General features: G+C 72.4%; 20 protein-coding genes. 11 read left to right on the top strand and 9 right to left on the bottom strand.

Annotation, left to right across the window (positions count from 1 at the left end):
• The first annotated feature begins 149 nt into the window (after positions 1–149).
• The 3 genes from ABD481_RS40510 (at position 150) to ABD481_RS40500 (ending at position 5,012) form a co-directional block, all read left to right on the top strand.
• Positions 150–821 (top strand): (2Fe-2S)-binding protein, encoded by a 672-nt coding sequence (locus ABD481_RS40510; protein WP_344671209.1) that lies wholly within the window; start codon positions 150–152, stop codon positions 819–821.
• Complete coding sequence (locus ABD481_RS40505; protein ID WP_344671208.1) at positions 818–3,097, top strand: xanthine dehydrogenase family protein molybdopterin-binding subunit; 2,280 nt, start codon at positions 818–820, stop codon at positions 3,095–3,097. The genes ABD481_RS40510 and ABD481_RS40505 overlap by 4 nt, the downstream gene beginning before the upstream one ends.
• A 115-nt stretch (positions 3,098–3,212) precedes the next feature.
• On the top strand, positions 3,213–5,012 hold the full coding sequence (locus ABD481_RS40500; RefSeq protein ID WP_344671207.1) for a DEAD/DEAH box helicase: 1,800 nt from the start codon (positions 3,213–3,215) through the stop codon (positions 5,010–5,012).
• A gap of 114 nt (positions 5,013–5,126) precedes the next feature.
• On the opposite strand, the gene ABD481_RS40495 is transcribed toward ABD481_RS40500, so the two are convergent.
• Entirely contained in the window at positions 5,127–6,371 is a 1,245-nt protein-coding gene (locus ABD481_RS40495; RefSeq protein ID WP_425559395.1) for an MFS transporter, read from the bottom strand.
• Between the two features lie 54 nt (positions 6,372–6,425).
• On the opposite strand from ABD481_RS40495, the gene ABD481_RS40490 reads away from it, so the two are divergent.
• On the top strand, positions 6,426–7,175 hold the full coding sequence (locus ABD481_RS40490) for an AraC family transcriptional regulator (protein WP_344671206.1): 750 nt from the start codon (positions 6,426–6,428) through the stop codon (positions 7,173–7,175).
• A 55-nt stretch (positions 7,176–7,230) separates the two neighbouring features.
• Entirely contained in the window at positions 7,231–7,707 is a 477-nt protein-coding gene (locus tag ABD481_RS40485) for a nitroreductase family deazaflavin-dependent oxidoreductase (RefSeq protein WP_344671205.1), read from the top strand.
• A gap of 133 nt (positions 7,708–7,840) precedes the next feature.
• Here ABD481_RS40485 and ABD481_RS40480 read toward each other — a convergent pair whose 3' ends face one another.
• On the bottom strand, positions 7,841–8,518 hold the full coding sequence (locus ABD481_RS40480) for an IclR family transcriptional regulator (protein ID WP_344671204.1): 678 nt from the start codon (positions 8,516–8,518) through the stop codon (positions 7,841–7,843).
• A gap of 71 nt (positions 8,519–8,589) precedes the next feature.
• On the opposite strand from ABD481_RS40480, the gene ABD481_RS40475 reads away from it, so the two are divergent.
• Positions 8,590–9,195 (top strand): hypothetical protein, encoded by a 606-nt coding sequence (locus ABD481_RS40475; RefSeq protein WP_344671203.1) that lies wholly within the window; start codon positions 8,590–8,592, stop codon positions 9,193–9,195.
• Here ABD481_RS40475 and ABD481_RS40470 read toward each other — a convergent pair.
• The 3 genes from ABD481_RS40470 to ABD481_RS40460 all read right to left on the bottom strand — a co-directional run bounded on the left by ABD481_RS40470 (position 9,095) and on the right by ABD481_RS40460 (position 11,620).
• Positions 9,095–10,318: an HTTM domain-containing protein gene (locus ABD481_RS40470; RefSeq protein WP_344671202.1), complete on the bottom strand. Its 1,224-nt coding sequence runs from the start codon at positions 10,316–10,318 to the stop codon at positions 9,095–9,097. The two genes, ABD481_RS40475 and ABD481_RS40470, sit on opposite strands and share 101 nt — an antisense overlap.
• The gene (locus ABD481_RS40465; RefSeq protein ID WP_344671201.1) at positions 10,315–11,034 is read right to left on the bottom strand and encodes a DUF5819 family protein; all 720 of its coding nucleotides are present in this window, start codon (positions 11,032–11,034) and stop codon (positions 10,315–10,317) included. The genes ABD481_RS40470 and ABD481_RS40465 overlap by 4 nt, the downstream gene beginning before the upstream one ends.
• A 100-nt stretch (positions 11,035–11,134) precedes the next feature.
• Entirely contained in the window at positions 11,135–11,620 is a 486-nt protein-coding gene (locus tag ABD481_RS40460; RefSeq protein WP_344671200.1) for an Lrp/AsnC family transcriptional regulator, read from the bottom strand.
• 152 nt (positions 11,621–11,772) lie between these two features.
• On the opposite strand from ABD481_RS40460, the gene hppD reads away from it, so the two are divergent.
• The gene (hppD, locus tag ABD481_RS40455) at positions 11,773–12,909 is read left to right on the top strand and encodes a 4-hydroxyphenylpyruvate dioxygenase (protein WP_344671199.1); all 1,137 of its coding nucleotides are present in this window, start codon (positions 11,773–11,775) and stop codon (positions 12,907–12,909) included.
• A gap of 353 nt (positions 12,910–13,262) precedes the next feature.
• The gene (locus ABD481_RS40450) at positions 13,263–14,162 is read left to right on the top strand and encodes a DUF2510 domain-containing protein (RefSeq protein WP_344671198.1); all 900 of its coding nucleotides are present in this window, start codon (positions 13,263–13,265) and stop codon (positions 14,160–14,162) included.
• 22 nt (positions 14,163–14,184) lie between these two features.
• Here the strand turns inward: ABD481_RS40450 and ABD481_RS40445 are convergent, their stop codons facing one another.
• The 3 genes from ABD481_RS40445 to ABD481_RS40435 form a co-directional block, all read right to left on the bottom strand.
• Entirely contained in the window at positions 14,185–14,847 is a 663-nt protein-coding gene (locus ABD481_RS40445) for a hypothetical protein (protein ID WP_344671197.1), read from the bottom strand.
• Between the two features lie 69 nt (positions 14,848–14,916).
• Positions 14,917–15,495 (bottom strand): isochorismatase family protein, encoded by a 579-nt coding sequence (locus tag ABD481_RS40440; protein WP_344671196.1) that lies wholly within the window; start codon positions 15,493–15,495, stop codon positions 14,917–14,919.
• An 88-nt stretch (positions 15,496–15,583) separates the two neighbouring features.
• Complete coding sequence (locus ABD481_RS40435; RefSeq protein WP_425559397.1) at positions 15,584–16,843, bottom strand: nicotinate phosphoribosyltransferase; 1,260 nt, start codon at positions 16,841–16,843, stop codon at positions 15,584–15,586.
• Positions 16,844–16,909: 66 nt separating this feature from the next.
• On the opposite strand from ABD481_RS40435, the gene clpS reads away from it, so the two are divergent.
• Both clpS and ABD481_RS40425 read left to right on the top strand, forming a co-directional pair.
• The gene (gene clpS, locus ABD481_RS40430; protein ID WP_344671194.1) at positions 16,910–17,212 is read left to right on the top strand and encodes an ATP-dependent Clp protease adapter ClpS; all 303 of its coding nucleotides are present in this window, start codon (positions 16,910–16,912) and stop codon (positions 17,210–17,212) included.
• A 19-nt stretch (positions 17,213–17,231) separates the two neighbouring features.
• Entirely contained in the window at positions 17,232–17,792 is a 561-nt protein-coding gene (locus ABD481_RS40425) for a DUF2017 domain-containing protein (protein ID WP_344671193.1), read from the top strand.
• Positions 17,793–17,999: 207 nt separating this feature from the next.
• Here the strand turns inward: ABD481_RS40425 and ABD481_RS40420 are convergent, their stop codons facing one another.
• Positions 18,000–18,149 carry an LPXTG cell wall anchor domain-containing protein gene (locus ABD481_RS40420; RefSeq protein WP_344671192.1) on the bottom strand — a complete coding sequence of 50 codons (150 nt, stop codon included), beginning with the start codon at positions 18,147–18,149 and terminating at the stop codon, positions 18,000–18,002.
• Between ABD481_RS40420 and ABD481_RS40415 the strand changes: the two genes are divergently transcribed.
• The coding region (locus ABD481_RS40415) for a hypothetical protein (protein ID WP_344671191.1) at positions 18,124–18,663 on the top strand (540 nt) is incomplete at its 3' end. The two genes, ABD481_RS40420 and ABD481_RS40415, sit on opposite strands and share 26 nt — an antisense overlap.

Below are 18,663 nucleotides of genomic sequence, written 5' to 3'. Positions count from 1 at the left end.
TACCAGGAATAGCGCAGAGCCAGGAACAGCGCGGAGCCAGGAACAGCAGAACCAGGAACGGCGCGAATGCAGTACCCGACCATCGGCAGGACTGGGACCAAGACCGTGGGACACCTCGGGCAAGGGGGACGAGAAGCAGTGAGCCACCGGTGAGCGAGCCCGCGGCCGAGTGGCCGACCGTGGGACTGACGCTGCGCGTCGACGGGCACGAATACCCCGTGCCGCAGGTGTGGATCGGCGACTCGCTGCTCGCCGTGCTCCGCGAGCGCCTGGACTTCGACGAGCCGCGCGACGGCTGCGAGATCGGCGAATGCGGGGCCTGCCTGATCACCCTCGACGGCGCCCCGGCGGCGGCCTGCCTGGTGCCCGCGGTGGCCGCGGTGGAGCGGGACATCCGCACGCCGCTGGACCCGGCCTTCAACTCCGCGCGCGCCGCCGTCGTCGCGGCCGGCGCCAGCCCCTGCGGGTTCTGCGCGCCGGGCCTGTCGGTGGCCATCACCAGCCTGCTGCGCCGCAACCTGGACCCGGGCCCGGCCGCGGTGCGCGAGGCGCTGTCCGGCGTGGTGTGCCGCTGCTCGGAGCCGGGACGCTGGATCGAGGCGGTCGCGCTGGCCAAGGAGGCCGAGGACGGCGACCGCGGCGGCTCCGGCGACCAGGACGACCGCGGCGACCGTGGTGATCGCGGCGACCGCGGCGACCAGGGCGGCTCCGGCGGCCCGGCCGACGCCGCCGGCCAGGAGCCCGATCCCGCCGACCTGGCTCCCGTCCGGACGCGGTCGCAGCATCCGGCCCGCCGCCATCCGGAGGCCGCCGCCCCGTGACCGAGCCCAAGTTCCCCACCGACCTGCGCGCCGACGGCATGCTCTGGATGGGCGTCACCCGCTCCCCGCACGCCAGCGCGGCCGTCCGCGGCCTGGACCTGCGCGCCGCGCGCGCCATCCCCGGCGTGCACGCCGTGCTGTCCGCCGCCGACCTGCCCGGCTACAACTTCCACGGCACCCGCGCCATCGACCAGCCGGTGCTGGCCGCCGACGTGGCCCGCTACATCGGCGAGCCGGTCGCGGTGGTGGCCGCCGAGCACCCGGCGCTGGCCCGGGCCGCCGCCGAGGCGGTGCGGGTGATCTGGGACCCGCTGCGCCCGCTGCTCGACCCGGACCAGGCCTCCACCGCCCCGCCGATCCACCCCGACGGCAACGTCCTGCACGCCACCACCCTGGTCTTCGGCACCGAGCCCGGCGCGCTGCTGGACCCGGAGACCGCCGAGGTGGCCGGGCTCAAGGTGGTCGAGGGCGAATACGCCTTCGACGCCGTCGCCGCCCGCCCCGGCGCCCCGGCCGCCGTGATCGCCGTGCCCAACGGCGAGCGCGGCATCGAGATCTACGTCGCCACCGTCTCCCCGCGCGGCGACCGCGAGGTGGTGGCCCAGTGCCTGGGCCTGCCGGTGGAGAAGGTGCACGTCATCCCGACCCGGGTCGGCGGCGCCGACACCCACCGCGAGGACGTCGGCCTCCAGGTGCAGGCGGCGCTGCTGGCGCTGGCCACCGGCCGCCCGGTGAAGGCCGTGGTGCCGCGCGACGTCCCGGCGCACCCGGCCCGCCCGGCCGCGCGGCTGCGCTACCAGCACGTGGTGGCCGACGACGGCAGCCTGGTCGCGGTGCAGGCCGACATCCTGCTCGACAGCGGCGCCTACGCCTCGACCACGGTCGACGTCCTGGAAGAGGCCTGCCGCCTGGCGATCGGCCCCTACCGGGTGCCCAACGTCCACATCACCGGCCGCGTGGTCCGCACCAACAACCCGCCGGCCGGCCGGGTCCGCGGCGGCGGCGGCGCCCTGACCTGCGCCGCCTACGAAGCCCAGATGGACGCCGCGGGCAGCGCCGTGGGCCTGGGCGGCCTGGAGGTCCGGCTGCGCAACCTGCTGCGGCCCGGCGACCTGGTGCCGGACGCCGCCGACCCGCTCGGCAAGCCGGCCGCCGCGCCGGTGCCGATCCCGGACTGCCTGCACGAGGTGCTGGACACCCCGATGCCGTCCTTCCCGCCCGGACCGGACATCCGCGAGTACCCCGGCACCGTCGGCCGGACCGGGGAGCTGACCCGGATCCGGCGCGGCGTGGGCGTGGCGCTGGGCATGGCCGACCTGTCGAACCCGGCGCAGCAGGGCGAGTACGCCACCGCCGTGGTGCTGCTGTCCCAGACCCCGGCCGGACCGGCCGCCACCGTGGCCTGCTCGGCCGTGGAGACCGGCAGCGGACTGCACGACCTGATCCGGGTCACCGTCGAGCGCACCCTGGGCATCCCGGCCGACCGGGTCGCGGTGCGGGCCCCGGAGGACCCCGGCTCGCTGCCGTCCTCGGCCGCCATCACCCACCCGGCGTGGGTGCACGGCAGCGCCGTGGAGGCGGCCGCCAAACAGGCCCGCGCCAAGCTGTTCCGGCCGCTGGCCGACCAGATCGGCGTCGACGGCGGCCTGCTGAAGGTCGCCGACGGCCACCTGCTCTCCCACGACGACGTGTTCCGGCTGCCGTTGACCGAGGCCTACCGCCAGTGCCTGCCGGCCGGCCGCGTGGTGCGCGGCGACGGCGAGTTCAGGATGCTGACGATGCCCACCCTGACCGGCACCTCCGACGCCGCCCACCTCGCGGTCGGCGCGGTCCGCGCCGTGGTCGACGTCGACACCGAGCTGGGCCTGGCCAACGTGGTGCAGCTCGCCGTCGCCCAGGACGCCGGCCGCGTCGTGGTCCGTGAGCGCGCCGAGTCCCGCGTCGCCTCCGGCGCGGTGGCCGGCAGCGGCCTGGTCCTGTCCGAGGGCTCGGACCTGCCCTTCGGCTGGGGCGAACCGTCCCCGATGGACTCCCCGGAGGTGGTGGTCGCCGCCCTGCTGGAGACCGCCGCCGAGGCCAAGGACGAGATCGGCCCGGACGGCCTGCCCGTCGCCTCGCCCCCGCTCGGCGGCATGAAACCGGTCGGCGATCTCGCCGTGATGGCGACCCCGGCCGCCGTCCTGGCCGCGATCCGGGACGCCGTCGGGGATCCCGGGAACGGTTCACCGCTTCGACTGCCCTTGCGTCCCGATCGGGCATGGTGGGTCCTCGCTTGAGGTAACCTCGGGGGTCGGTCCTTACGCGGGACCGTGATTGGCGGCGGCCCTTCGGGGTAGTCGCCGGTCGGTAAGTCAGCGGGTGGACAGCGGCTGGACAACGGGAGGAGGAACCGTGAGCATTTCGGCGGCCTCCCATCTGTCGCCGGCGTACCCGGAGCGGGCCGTCCGCGGCACCGCCTCCCGCCTGCGGGCCTGGCAGCAGGCCGCGCTGGAGGAGTACATGGGCCGCGAGCCGCGGGACTTCCTCGCGGTCGCCACCCCCGGCGCCGGCAAGACCACCTTCGCGCTGCGCATCGCGACCGAACTGCTGGACCGGCATGTGGTGAACACCATCACCATCGTCGCGCCGACCGAGCACCTCAAGACGCAGTGGGCCGAGGCGGCGCACCGCGTCGGGATAAGGATCGACCCGAACTACAGCGGAGCCAGCGGCGGCACTTCCCGGGACTACCAAGGGATCGCGGTCACCTACGCCGGCGTCGCCGCGCACCCGATGCTGCACCGGCGGCGCGTCGAGGGTCGCAGGACCCTGGTGATCCTGGACGAGATCCACCACGCCGGCGACTCCAAGTCCTGGGGCGAGGCCGCCTACGAGGCCTTCGAACCGGCGGCCCGGCGGCTGGCCCTGACCGGGACGCCGTTCCGGTCCGACACCAACCCGATCCCGTTCGTCACCTACGCGCCCGACCACGAAGGCGTGCGGCGCAGCGTCGCCGACTACATCTACGGCTACGGCTCGGCGCTCGCCGACGGCGTCGTGCGGCCCGTGGTGTTCATGTCCTACGCCGGCCGGATGCGCTGGCGCACCAAGGCCGGCGACGAGATCGCCATGCAGCTCAACGAGCCCATGACGAACGACGCCGTGAAGCAGGCCTGGCGCACCGCGCTGGACCCGGCCGGCGACTGGATGCCGCAGGTGCTGCGCGCCGCCGACCGGCGGCTGCGCGAGGTGCGGCGCGCCATCCCGGACGCCGGCGGGCTGGTGATCGCCACCGACCAGGGCGCGGCGCGCGCCTACGCGGACATACTCAAGGACATCACCGGGCAGCGGCCCTCGGTCGTGGTCTCCGACGATCCCTCGGCCTCGGCCCGGATCACCGAGTTCTCCGAGAACGACGACCGGTGGATGGTCGCGGTCCGGATGGTGTCCGAGGGCGTCGACGTGCCGCGGCTGGCGGTCGGCGTGTACGCCACCGGCATCTCCACGCCGCTGTTCTTCGCCCAGGCGGTCGGGCGTTTCGTGCGCGCGCGGCGCCGCGGCGAGACGGCGTCGGTGTTCCTGCCCTCGATCCCGATGCTGCTCCAGTTCGCGAACGAGATGGAGAAGGAGCGGGACCACTCGCTCGACAAGCCGACTCAGGCCACGACGACCGAGGACGTCTGGGGCGAGGAGGAGGCGCTGCTCGCGGAGGCGAACCGCACGCAGAAGGAGCAGGGGTACGACGAGGACCTGTTCACGTTCCAGGCCCTGAACTCCGAGGCCGAGTTCGACCGGGTGCTGTACGACGGCGCGGAGTTCGGGCTGCCGGCCGATCCCGGGTCGCGGGAAGAGGCCGAGTATCTGGGGCTGCCGGGGCTGCTGGAGCCCGAGCACATCAAGATGCTGCTGGCGAAGCGGCAGCAGATGCACCTGACCAGCGCGCGCAAGAAGACGTTGCTGCGTTCGCAGGCCGAGGCGATCGTCGGGGCCGAGGAGCGGCCGGTGATGACGCGCAAGCAGCTGCTGGAGCTCCGGAAGGAGTTGCAGGGGCTGGTCGGCGCCTGGCACCACAAGACGGGCAAGCCGCACGGCACGATCCACGGCGAGCTGCGGCGGACGTGCGGCGGTCCGGCGGTCGCGCAGGCCACGGCGGCGCAGTTGCAGAAGCGGATCGACATGGTGCGGCGGTGGGCCGCCGAGGGCGGTTCCTGACAGCGTGTCGCGGTGGTCGCCGGCGGGAGTGCTGCCGGCGACGGGAGTGCTCGCGGCAGCTGGACTGCTGTCGTCGGCTGGAGTGCCGCTGGCGACGGCAGTGCGCCGCGTCGGTCACTTCGGCTCCTTGAGCAGCGCGCCGAGCAGCAATCCGGCAGCCGGGACGACGCACAGCGCGGTCAGAACCCCTTGCGGGCCTTGATGTTCGGCGATCAGCCCGAAGACCGGTGCCATGAGCCCGCCGGCGCTGACACCGAGCCCGAGCGTGACCCCGGCCGCGGTCCCGGGACGTCCCGGCAGGTAGTCCTGACCGAGTTTGACCAGCACCGCGAACGGGATGTTCAGCGCCATGCCAGTGAGCACGGCGAAGGCCAACGGCGCGATGGCGCCGGGGCACAGGCGCAGGGCGACGAGCATCGGCACGGTGAGGGCGCCGCCGAGCTGGACCGTGCGGACCATGCCGATCCGGTCCGCGATCCGGCCGCCGAGCAGGGTTCCGGCGACACCGCCGACGAGGAAGCAGGCCAGGGCCGCGCCGGCGAGCGTCCGGTTGGCGTGCAGGTGCTTGAGCCAATACAGCTCGATGAAGGTGTTGATGCCGAAGAACGCCGCCGAGCGGACGATCTCGACGCCGGTGAGCGCGGCGAACGGCCGCCATTGGTCGGGTGCGGCGGCGGCCGGTTCCGACTCGCCGGAATGGCCGGAGCCGCTGGAATCGCCAGGCTCGGCCACGGATTCGCGGGTCGCCGCCCGCACCGTGGCCGCGTGTCGTTTGAGCAGGACGAAGGCGATGAGCCAGGCGGGCGGGATGAACAAGGCGGTGGCCCCGACGCCCCAGGCGTTTAGTGCCGGAGTGGCCAGCACCGGGGCCAGGAAGAAGCCGACGCTGCCGCCGGCGGCGAAGATGCTCATGGCGGTGGCGCTGTCGCCCGCCGCTTCCCGGGCGGAGCGCCCGGCGGCGGGGTGGAACATGGCGATGCCGAGTCCTGACACCAGGATGCAGAGCCAGACCAGGGCGTAGGGGCCGGCGAGGCCGGACAGGCCCAGGCCGGTGCCGGCGATCGCCACCCCCACGGCGGCGAGGCGGGGCAGCCGCCAGCGGTCGACGGCCAGGCCCACGAGGGGTTGGGGGAGGGCGCTGCCGAGGGTGGCGGCGAGGGTGAGGCCGGAGGCGGCGAGGTAGGTGTAGTGGCGCTCCAGGACGAAGTAGGGGACCGCCGCCGGGACGAGGCCTTGGTAGAGGTCGTCGATGGCGTGGGCGGTGCCCCACAGCGCCATCCGGGGCCGTTTCGGGGGTGGTGCCGACGTGGGGTTCGAGGCGCGGGTCGGAGCCGGCTCCAGACCGGTGTTCGTGCTCATGACGTCACGATCGCGCGCGGAGCCCCTGTCGGGCTTTCGTTATGCTGCCGGATCATGTCGGAAAACCGCCTGCACCTGTCCGGCCCGACCCGGCACCCGCTGTCGCCGGGCGAGCTGGTGGACTGGCACGACCACGACGTGAACCAGCTGTGCTACCCGCTGCACGGGATCCTTGAGGTCGCCACCCCGCTCGGCGTGTGGATCGTGCCGCCGCACCGGGCGGCGTGGATACCGGCGGCGGTCCCGCACGCGCACCGGGCGCACGGCCCGACGGAGATGCTGACGCTCATCTTCCCGGCGGCGATCAACCCGCTGCAACTGGACCGTCCGACGGTGTTGGCGGTGGATCCGCTGCTGCGCGAAGTGATAGCGGTGTTGACGAAGGAGGACCTGGGGGCCGCGCAGCGCCGCAACCTCGAACGGGTCGCGCTGGACCGGCTGCGGCGGGTGGGGGAGCTGCCGCTGTGCCTGCCGTGGCCGACGGACGACCGGGTGCGCACCGTCGCGCGGATCCTCGCCGACGACCCGGCCGACCCGCGGACGCTGGCGGAACTGGGACGGGTGGCGGGCGCCGGCGAGCGGACGCTGAGCCGGCTGTTCCGGGCGGAGACCGGGATGACCTTCCCGCAGTGGCGGGCCCAGGTGCGCCTGCAACACGCGCTGGCCCTGCTGGCGGGCGGCGAGTCGGTGACGGGAGTGGCGACGGCCTGCGGGTTCCCGACGCCCAGCGCGTTCATCGAGACCTTCCGCAAGGCCTTGGGCACAACGCCGGGACGCTATGTCGCCGGAGTCGGCATAGGCTGAGCGAGGAGGACGAAAGGGGTTTTCTGATGGAGCGTCAGATGCCATACTCCGCGCCATGACCCCCCAGGCGGTGAAGAAGACGGTCCAGCTCGTCGCGCGCCAGAGCTGGTTCCCGGCGATCGGCAGGCGGACCATTCCGCACATCGACAGGGTCCTCTACAAGGCGACCCGCGGCCGCGTCGGCAGCATGAGCGCCTCCGGCTTCACCGGCCTGCTCCTCACCACGGTCGGCCGCAAGACTGGCAAGGAGCGCTCGGTGCCGCTGCTCTACGTCGGGCACGAGGGCAAGTTCTACCTGACCGGCTCCAACTGGGGACAGCAGCACCACCCGGCATGGACCGTGAACCTGATGGCGAACCCCGAGGCGACGCTGACGGTCAAGGGCAAGCGGATCCCGGTGACGGCGCGGCTGCTGGAGGGGGAGGACCGGGAGGCGATCTGGCCGGTGCTGACGACCACCTGGCCCGCCTACGACATCTACACCGAGCGGAGCGGCAGGGAGCTGCGGGTCTTCGAGCTGACGCGGCGCTGACGGGTCGGTGCGGCAGGCAACGCGGCGGCGTTGAAGCAGGGCTGAGCAATGTCGCCAAGGTGCTGTCGCCAAGGCGCTGTCGCGAAGGCGCCGTCGCGTGCGCCATCTTGTGCCGGGCAGCGGGTTCCCGGTCCTAGCGCAGAGCCGCCGAAACCTCGGCCGCGGCCTGTATCACCCGCGGCGCCACCTTCGCCGCGTCCAGCGGCCCGAAGGACACCACCCCGACGCTCGCCTCCAGCCCCGGCACCTCGCGGATCGGGGCCGCGAGCCCGTGTGCTCCCGGCTGCAATTCGCCTTCGCTGACCGTGTAGAGCACCGCCGGTTCCTGGTCCGGTGTCCGGGCCGCGGACCGCGCCAGCAGGATCGCCTTGCCCGCCGCGCCCTGGTTCAGGTGGTGCCGCGACCCGACGCGGTAGGCCATGTGGTAGTCCGTCCACGTCGGCTCCACCACCGCGATCGCCAGGGCGTCCGGGCCCTCCGCCACCGTCAGGTGCGCCGTCGCGCCCACGGTCTCGGCCAGGCGGCGCAGTGCCGGGGCCGCCGCCTGGCGGAGCAGCGGGTGCACGCGCTGCGCCAGGCGCAGAACGCCGACGCCGAGATGGACCCGGCCGTCGCTGTCGCGGCGCGCCAGCCCGTGCGCTTCGAGGGTGGCCACGAGGCGGTAGCCGGCGGTGCGCGGCGCGCCCACGCGCTGGGCCAGCTGGGCGATGGTGAGCCCGGACGGGGCGTCGGCGAGCGCTGTGAGGACCCGGATACCGCGGTCCAGGGTTTGCGAGGTCTCCGGTTCCGAAGGCGGATCGGTACGGGTCATAGCCGCAGCTTAAGGGGCGGGGCGGGGTGTTTCTGCGGTGCGGGAGCCGGTGCCCCCGTCATACTCGGACCGTGGACGCTGATCTTTTTCGTCGGGAACGGATGCTTCAGGGCGAGGCCGAGGCGGTGGTCGAGGACCTGGGGCTGGTCGCCGCGCTGGAAGCCGTGGGCGATCCGATCCGGACCGGGAGCTCGGCCCTCGGACTGATGGTGAAGCCGGACATCGACGTCACCACCGCCTGCTCCGCGCTGGATCTGTCGACCTTCGACGCCGTGACCCAGCTGGCCACGAAGCTGGTGCGCCACGAGCGGGTGTGGCAGGTGACGTTCCGGGACGACAGCGGCCGCTGGAACAGCGAGCCCGACAAGTATCCGGACGGCCTGTTCCTCCAGATCCGCTACCGGTCGGCGCGGCCCCGGGAGTGGAGCCTGGACCTGTGGTTCGTCGACCAGCCGGAGCGCCAGCCGGACCTGGCGCACCTGCGTACCCTGCTCCCGCGCCTCACCGACGAGACGCGGGCCGCGATCCTGCGGATCAAGGAGGAGTGGACCCCGCGGCCGGAGTACGGCCGATCCGTCAATGGGACGGTGATCTATGAGGCTGTCCTTGATGGGGGAGTGCGGACTCTTCCGGATTTTGCGGAGTGGCTGGAGCGGGACGCGGCGTCGGCCTCGTGAGGCGGGGGAGGCGCGGGAGCCGCGGCAGGCGCGGCAGCCGTCCCAGTTCGCGGCGCACACGGCGGCCGACCCACAGCCACACCGACTCCGGCAGGAACACCGCGTCGCCGATCATCATCGCGGCCGAGAACAGCGGCAGGCCCATCACGACCGCGATGGAGAAGTGCATGCCCAGCAGCGCCACCAGGCACGGGTATTTCAGCCAGCGGCTGAACACCGCGAAGGGGAAGGCGATCTGCACGAAGACCGTCAGATAGGCGACGATCGCGATCATCACGCTCTGGCCGGCCACGAAGTTCGACAGGCCGGGCCACGGGCGGAACCAGTCCAGGTGCAGCGTGTAGTAGAGGGCCGTGCCGTTCTGCCAGTACGAGCCCTGGGACTTGTACAGCCCGGCGGCGGCGTAGACGACGCAGATCTGGGCGGCGATCACCAGGGTCGCGGTGTTGTGGAGGAAGGTGACGATCTCCTCGCGGGTGCGGTCGACCTCGGCCCAGAACCGGCCGCCCGGGGTGTCGGCCCACACGAACTCCGCGATGCCGTCCCGGGCCCGGGCCTCGGCCTGGCGGCGCTTGCGGCGCGCGTCCAGGGACCAGTGCGTGCCGCAGCGGGTGAAGGCCAGGTAGATGGCCATCAGGCCCATGACGTTGTCGCCGCCGTCGGTCAGGAACACGTTGCGGCCGGTGAACGCCATGATGGTGAGTGCGAAGCAGACCGAGGTGAAGCGGGTGCGCCAGCCCAGCGCGGTCAGCAGGCAGACCACGACGGCCACGGCGTACCAGAGCTCGAACCAGGTGCTGCCGCCGTGGCCGAGGAACGTGTACCACCAGCGGTCGACGGCGAACCAGTCCAGTCCGGGGTCGTTCGCGAACTGCTGGTTCAGCGCGGGTGTCCACGGCGCCTCCGGGCCCCAGAGCGCGTCGTGCTTCGGGTACTCGTGCAGCAGGAAGATCAGGTAGAGCGAGCCGTAGCCGATGCGCAGGATGGCGATGCCGTGCAGGGCCACGGCGTGCGTCGTCAGATGGACGAAGGACTGCTGCGCCTTGGCGGCGATCCAGGTCAGCGGGTTGTGGAGGAACTTCGGGCGATCGGCGGCCGCGGTGCCGTCGGGCTCAGAGGTCACGGAGCGACGCTCCCGTTCGGGCAGCCGTAGGAGACCGCGTCCGGCGAGATCTGCCGCCACGGGATGATGTGCACCGAGGGCTGCTGCACCTGGTGCGGGGCGTCGGCGGGCGGGATGTCGGTGGTGGTCACCCGGAACTCGATGTTCGTTATGCCCGCGGCCGCGACGCCGTCCTTGCCGGACAGCGGACGCACCCGCTCCAGCGCGATGTTCACCAGGTACTGGCGCATCATCTCGGCCCGGCCGGTGGTGCCGACGTCGGACTGGTCGTGGGTGGTGGAGTAGCCGTCGGTCCAGGCCCGGCGCAGCTCGTTCTGCTCGGTGTGGCCCGGGAACGGGTTGTGCAGGATGGTGTCGTAGTCCATCTGCGACAGGTTGTACCAGGGGGTGACCTGCTGATAGCAGTCGGTCGCGACCCGCGTCTCGATGGTGAAGTTCTGCGACATCGGATTCGGGGCGAACAGCCGCCAGTTCTGCTCGAACCACGGATAGACCCATTTGCTGATGGGCTCGGCGAACCGGGTGCTGACGGTGTTCTCCGGCGAATTGGTCAGGAACGTGATGCCCAGGTGGTACAGCGCGGTTCCGGCGATGGCGAGCACCGACACCGCCAGGACCAGGCGGGACCACCAGGGGCGGGGGTGCGTCCCGAGCGGCGGTCCGGCGGTCGGCGCCGGGGTCGGAGGCGGGGCGGATTCCTCGATCGGCTCGGACACGCAGCAAACGTAGCGGATCGCCCGATCCCCTGGTACACCCGTTTTGGCAAGTCGTGACGTCCGTGACCTCATGAGACTGCTGAGAAAGCCCCTTTACCGCTCATTGCTCGGCCGCGCAAGCCGCCGTCAGGGGGAGGACGCGGTAGGGGACCGGGTTCGCCATCGCCACCACCGTGGAGGTCCGGGTGATGCCGTCGGTGGCCACCAGGGCGTCGATCACCCGCTGGAGGTCCGCGTTCGACCGGGCGACGATCCGGCACAGCATGTCGCCCATGCCGGTGATGGTGTGCATCTCCAACAGCTCCGGGATGGCCGCCAGATGCTCGCGGACCTCCGGGCCCTTGCCCTGGGCGATCTCCAGGGTGGCGAACGCCGTCACCGCGTAGCCCAGCGCCGCCGGGTCGATCTCGGGGCCGAAGCCGCGCACCACCCCGCGCGCCTGCATCCGGTCCAGCCGGGCCTGCACCGTCCCGCGCGCCACGCCGAGGCGGCGCGAGGCTTCCAGGATGCCGATGCGCGGCTCGGCGGTCAGCAGGGACAGCAGGCGCGCGTCGAGTTTGTCGATGGAGGTTTCGGCGGCGGTCATACAGGTGCATTCCGTTCTATGTCGGCTTTGCGGGAGTGTGTCGGTGGTCACACTGTACAGAGACGCCAGGGTTCGGCAACTCGGATTGGGCAGATTGTATAGGCCTCAGCGGTGCCATTGCGCATTTTGATCTACGGTCTGAAGCTGGGCCCATGACCGAAACCGCAGCTCCCGCCAGCTCCGCCGTGACCACGAAGGACCCGTTCCCGGTCAAGGGGATGGACGCCGTCGTCTTCGCCGTGGGGAACGCCAAGCAGGCCGCCCACTACTATTCGACCGCTTTCGGCATGAAGGTGGTCGCCTACTCCGGGCCCGAGACCGGCCGTGCGGACCGGGTGTCGTACGTCCTGGAGTCCGGCAGCGCCCGGTTCGTGCTCCAGGGCTCGGTCCGCCCGGGAACGGACATCGCCCGGCACGTCGCCGAGCACGGCGACGGCGTGATCGACCTGGCGATCGCGGTGCCGGACGTGTACGCCGCCTACGAGTACGCCGTCGCGCACGGCGCCACCGGCCTGGAGAAGCCGCACGAGGTCGAGGACGAGCACGGCGTGCTGGTCCGCGCCGCCATCGCGACCTACGGCGAGACCCGCCACACGCTGGTCGACCGGTCGCGGTACACGGGCGTCTACGCGCCCGGGTACGTCGAGCGCGCGCCGATGGTCGAGCCGAACGCCCGGATCTTCCAGGCCATCGACCACTGCGTCGGCAACGTCGAGCTGGGCCGGATGGACCAGTGGGTGGAGTTCTACCACCGGGTCATGGGCTTCACGAACATGGCCGAGTTCGTCGGCGACGACATCGCGACGGACTACTCGGCGCTGATGTCGAAGGTGGTCGCCGACGGCACGCGGAAGGTGAAGTTCCCGCTGAACGAGCCGGCGATCGCGAAGAAGAAGTCGCAGATCGACGAGTACCTGGAGTTCTACGGCGGCCCGGGCGTGCAGCACATCGCGCTGAACACCGGCGACATCCTCGCGACGGTGGACGCCATGCGCGCCGCCGGAGTGGAGTTCCTGGACACGCCGGACTCGTACTACGAGGACGCGGAGCTGCGGGCGCGGATCGGCACGGTGCGGGTGCCGGTGGAGGAGTTGCAGAAGCGGAAGATCCTGGTGGACCGGGACGAGGAGGGGTACCTGCTCCAGATCTTCACGAAGCCTGTGCAGGACCGGCCGACGGTGTTCTTCGAGATCATCGAGCGCCACGGGAGTCAGGGCTTTGGGAAGGGCAACTTCAAGGCGCTGTTCGAGGCCATCGAGCGGGAGCAGGACCGGCGGGGGAACCTGTAGCCGACGGGCTGCTGCCTCAGGGCCGCTGCTGGGGTGCGGCTGGTTGAGTGCGGCCGGCTGAGTGCGGCTGCTTGGGTGCGGCGGCCTGGGTGCGGCGGCTTGACGGCGGCGGCCGCCGGCGGAGCGCTGCTTCCTCCAGCGGATGCCGTCGCTGCCCGACCACCAGGCGCGCTGCGGCGCCTGGTTCGGCAGGGCAACGGCTGGTCCAGTTGTTGACGCGGTGCGTCCAGCAGTTGGCGTAGGCGCGGGTAGTACAGGTTGGTCATAGTGCCGGTGCCGGGGTTCCCCAAGGTTGCGTAACGAACCCCGGCGCCGGTGTAGCTTTCGGTGCCGTTGTTCTAGGCTCGGTGATCGTGGAGAGTTCACCCCGTCCCGGCTACTACCCAGATCCCTCGGTCCCCGGATACATCCGGTACTGGGACGGCTCGCGGTGGGTGCCGGGGACGAGCAAGCCGATGCCGGAAGGCGTCGGTGCGGCCGGGAGCGAGGCGGAGGCCAAGGCGCCGTCGTCGTTGGCGGAGGTGAACTTCGACGATCTGCTGCCGGAGCTGGAGCCCGAGCCGTCGTTCTCCCCGCGGCCCTCGATACCGGAGGCGCCGGAACGTCAGGCGCCTGCTTTCCCCGTACCGCCGTCGATGGCGGACGTGAACTTCGACAAGCCCTCGCCCGTCCCGCCTCCCGCCCCCGCTCCGGCACACCAGCCCGCTCCGAGCCCGGCTCCGCGTTTCCCGGCTCCGCAGGTCGCCTCGGACTCCGGGATGGGAAGCTTCCTCCCCGGCGGCCCCGCCGGGGAGAGCGCGCCGCCCACCCCGGCGCAGGTCGCGGCGACGAGCCAGTCGCTGCGGATCCGGCTGCTGCGGCCGGACGGCAAGCCGTTCGACGGCCCGGAGATCACCACCGGCCCGAAGGACGCCGATCCGGCGAACTCCCCGGCGCGCAACGCGTTCGACGCCGCCCAGCGCGGGCCGAAGAAGCAGGCCCCGAAGGTCGTCGTGAAGACCGGGCCGGCGGAGCGGCTGGGACACACGCTGGCGGTATTGGCCATATCCGCATTGGGGATCGTGCCCCTGGCCTACCTCCTGCTGCAGTCGGTGCACGACCGCGAGGACAAGCTGGCCGCGAAGATCACCGCGCCGACGAAGATGAACGTGCTCGACGGCACGTCCGACGCCTACCTGGCCGCGATGGCCGTGGTGTTGGCGGTGGTGGGACTGGTCTATTGGACAAGGCTCAAGCGTCGGCGGACTCGCTAGAGGGCCAAGGCGCGCCGCACACTCACCAGTCGGCGGCCTGGTACTGGACGTGCAGCCTGGCCGGAGTGCCGTGGCGCGTGCGGTTGAGAGCGTGCGTCGGCCAGCGGCCTGAATCGATCTCGGCGCAGGCGTGCTGCGGCGGTCTGTGGTCGGTGGCGGTGTCCAGCAGCAGCTTCCGGAAAGCGACGGCGGCGCGGTGGAACGACTCGCGACTGCCTGAGACGAACAACGTGTCGGCGGCGTTGTCGAAGAACAGGACGTCGCGGTTCTCGGCGTGCCAGTGCCTGGAGTAGTCGAGCTCCGGAGTGCCGGGATCCGGGATCCGGACCGTGTGCGGATCGCCCGTGCCGAGCTTGGCGCGGACCGCGGTCCAGCGCGAGGGACGGAACTGGAGCGAGTGGTGTGCCAGGACCAGGTCGAGGCGTCTACCGTCTTCGTAGGGCGATTTGTTCTGCCGCATAGGGAGGTAGATCAGGGATCGCGGCGAACCGGAGGCCAGGGCCCAGAGCGTCGCCAGCTGCTTGATCGCGGCCTGGTCGGCGAACCCGTCGAGCCACCGGTCGTGCTCGATCAGGACCAGCCGCGGCGCCGGACGATCGGGACGGACCACCCGGTACTCCCGGCCTTCGGCGTTGACCCGGCTGATCCGGGTCCTGAGTTCCAGGATCCCCGGCTTCTCCGACATGGTCTTTATGGTGCCCCGTGATGGGGTCCGGGAGCCAACCGTTTCCGGGGCGGGGCGCGGCCTTCCGCCTCACTCCCCGGCCGCCGACCCCACTTCCACCCCGGCCTCCCGCATCTCGGCGATCGCGGCGGCGGTCGTCTCCTCGGCCACGCCCGCGGCCAGATCGGTCAGCAGGCGCGCGCGGAAGCCCTGCTTGACCGCGTCCAGCGCCGTCGCGCGCACGCAGTGGTCGGTGGCGATGCCGACCACGTCCACCTCGTCCACGCCCCGCTCGCGCAGCCAGTCGCCCAGCGGCGTGTCCGCGCCGTCGACGCCTTCGAACCCGCTGTACGCGGCCGCGAACGCGCCCTTGGAGAACACCTCGTCGACGCGGGCGCGGTCGAAGTCCGGGTGGAACTCCGCGCCCTGCGTGCCGGCCACGCAGTGGACCGGCCAGCTGGTGACGTAGTCCGGGTCGGCGGCGAAGTGCGGCGGGCCCGGGTCGGTGTGCCAGTCGCGGGTGGCCACCACCTGGTCGAAGCCGCCGCGGTCGGGGCGGGACAGCAGGCGCGTCACGCCCGCGGCCACGGCGGCGCCGCCGGAGACCGGCAGCGAGCCGCCCTCGCAGAAGTCGTTCTGTATGTCGACCACGATCAGCGCGCGGGTCATGCGTCCTCCTTGGGCCGTCGCCGGGTCCGATGCGTCACCGGCTCTGAAGCGTCACCGGCTTTGGTCCGTCACCGGCTCCGATACGCCACTAGCTCTGATACACGGTAGGGATAGCCGGCTCGCCGCGCGACAGCTGCGTCGACCACGGGGGCAGCTCGGCGCGGGAGGCCTCGTGGCGCTCGCGGATCTCCGCCAGCGTCGGGCGGGCGATGACCTGGCCCTGGTCGACGTACTGCATCAGCAGGTCGCGGCCGTCGGCGCGGACCGCTTCGGGGGCGGCGCCGGTGCCGATCAGCTCCTCCTGCGCCACGCCGTCGGAGCCGATCCGCCGGAAGGCGTACTTGCGGCCGCCGCGAGTGGCCTTCTCAGAGGACTTCTTCGCCACCGGCACCATCGGCGCGTCGGCGTCCGTGGTGGCGCCGCGGGCCACCAGCTTGTAGACCAGCCCGGCGGTGGGGGCCCCGCTGCCGGTGACCAGGGACGTGCCGACGCCGTAGGCGTCCACCGGGGCCGCGGCCAGCGCGGCGATCTGGTACTCGTCCAGATCGGAGGTGACGACGATCTTGGTCTGCTCGGCGCCCAGCTCGTCGAGCTGCTTGCGGACGCGGTGCGCCATCCAGAGCAGGTCGCCGGAGTCCAGGCGGACCGCGCCCAGGCCGGGGCCGGCGACCTCGACCGCGACCTTGACGGCCTCGGCCACGTCGTAGGTGTCGACCAGCAGCGTGGTGCCCTTGCCCAGGCTGTCGACCTGCACGCTGAACGCCTGGCGCTCGCTGTCGTGCAGCAGGACGAAGGCGTGCGCCGAGGTGCCGGTCGTCGGCACGCCGAAGCGCCGCCGGGCCTCCAGGTTGGAGGACGCGGCGAACCCGCACAGGTAGGCGGCGCGGGCGGCGGCGACGGCGGCCTCCTCGTGGGTGCGGCGCGAGCCCATCTCCAGGCAGGGACGGCCGGTCGCGGCGGAGGTCATGCGGGAGGCCGCCGAGGCGATGGCGCTGTCGTGGTTCAGGACCGACAGGACCAGGGTCTCCAGCAGCACGGCCTCGGCGAAGGTGGACTCCACGATCAGCAGCGGCGAGCCGGGGAAGTAGCACTCGCCCTCGGCGTAGCCGTGGACGTCGCCGCTGAACCGGTAGCCGGCCAGCCAGTCCCGGGTCGGGGCGTCGACGACGCCCGACTCGTGCAGGAAGTCGCAGACGGCGGCGTCGAAGCGGAATTCCTCCAACGCGTCCAGCAGCCGGCCGACGCCGGCGGCGACGCCGTAGCGGCGGCCGTCGGGCAGCCGCCGGGCGAAGACCTCGAACACCGAGCGGCGGTGGGCGGCCCCGCTGGCCAGGGCGCCCTGCAGCATGGTGAGCTCGTAGTGGTCGGTGAGGAGCGCGGTGCTGTTCACGATCTATCAGAGTAGCCTGGTGGAATGAGTGTCGCGCCGGTGGAAGTCGATCCGGAGGCTGTGGAGGAAACCCGGTCTGTTCCCATGGAGGATCCTGTGTGGGTCACCGTGGTGTGGAACGACCCGGTGAACCTGATGAGCTACGTGACCTACGTGTTCATGACGTACTTCGGCTACTCCAAGGGCAAGTCCGAGCGTCTGATGCACGAGGTGCACAACCTCGGCAAGGCGATAGTGTCCAGCGGGGGCCGCGAGCAGATGGAGAAGGACGTGGCCGGCATGCACGGCTACGGCTTGTGGGCGACCCTCCAGCGCCAGGACGGCTGAGAAGAAGATCGGGGAACCTGTGCTCCAGCCCTTCGAGGCCCACCGCTCCGGGCGGATCGTCGGCGCGTTCACCGACGGCCAGGCCGGGGTGCTCCGCTTCCTGCTCAACGGCCAGCTGGCGCTGCTCGACGAGGAGGACCCGCTCGGCGCGGACCCGAACCAGGACCCGCTGGCCGCCGCGCTCGGCATCGCCGACGGCCCGGTGAAGAAACCGGACAACCCGGCGCTGGCCCGGCTGTTCCCGAACGCCTACGAGGACGCCGACGACGCCAGCGAGTTCCGCCGGCTCACCGAGTCCGACCTGCGCGAGGGCAAGCGGGCCGCGGCCCGGCAGGTGCTCGGGTCGCTGGCCGACTACGAGCCCGGCGAGCAGCTGTGGCTGGAGCCGGAGCAGGCCCGGGAGTGGCTCGGCGCGGTGAACGACATCCGGCTGGTGCTCGCGGTCTGGCTGGAGATCGAGGACGACGACGACAATCCGTTCGAGCGGATCCGGCCGGATGACGAGCGGTACGAGATAGTCGTCATGTACCACTGGCTCGGCGCGCTGGTGGAGTGGCTTGTCGAAGCCCTGATGGGGTGACCCGCCGGAGGCTCCGTACCGCCGCGGGTGCGTGACTCCGCAGGGTATTGAGACGGCTGTCCGGCGGTGGTGCGGGCCGGTGGTATGGGCCGGCGGTGCGGGTCGGCGGTGAAGGCCGGTGGTGCGGCCCGGCGAAATGTGGACGGAAACGCGAGGCGGGGCCCCTGGAAGTGATTCCAGGGGCCCCGCTCGTGCGTGGCGGATCCGCTAGTTCTGCGAACCCGACTTGCGGCGGGCCGCCACCACGGCGCCCGCGCCGACCAGCAGCGCGCCCGCGCCGATACCGGCCAGGCCGAGCACGTCGGCGCCGGTGTGCGGCAGCGTCGGCGGCGTGACGTGGGTCGGCGGCGGAGGCATCACCGGCGGCGGGGTGTGCGGCGGTGTGCTCGGCGGAGGCGGGCTGGTGGGCGGAGGCGGCGGGCTGTTCGGCGGGGGCGGGCTGTTCGGTGGCGGCGGGGGCGGCATCACCGGAGGGGGCAGGTTCGGGGGCGGGGGAGGCGGCATCACCGGCGGAGGCAGGTTCGGCGGCGGGGGCGGGGGCATGACCGGCGGCGGCAGGTTCGGCGGCGGCGGAGGCGGCATCACCGGCGGCGGCAGGTTCGGGGGCGGAGGCACCACCGGGGGCGGCGGCTGGGTCGGCGGCGGAGGCGGCGGCAGCACCGGGGGCGGCGGCGGCTGGGTGGGCGGCGGCGTCACCGGCGGCGGAGGCTGGGTCGGCGGCGGCGGGGGCGGCAGCACCGGAGGCGGCGGCTGGTTCGGCGGGGGCGGCGGAGGCAGCACCGGCGGAGGCGGCGGCTGGGTCGGCGGCGGAGGCATCACCGGCGGCGGCGTCACCGGCGGGGACGTCACCGGCGGGGGCGGGCAGTTCGAC

It is taken from the genome of Catenulispora yoronensis (genome assembly GCF_039531695.1).
GTDB classification, from domain to species: Bacteria; Actinomycetota; Actinomycetes; order Streptomycetales; family Catenulisporaceae; genus Catenulispora; species Catenulispora yoronensis.
This window is presented reverse-complemented; position numbering and strand designations above follow the sequence as displayed.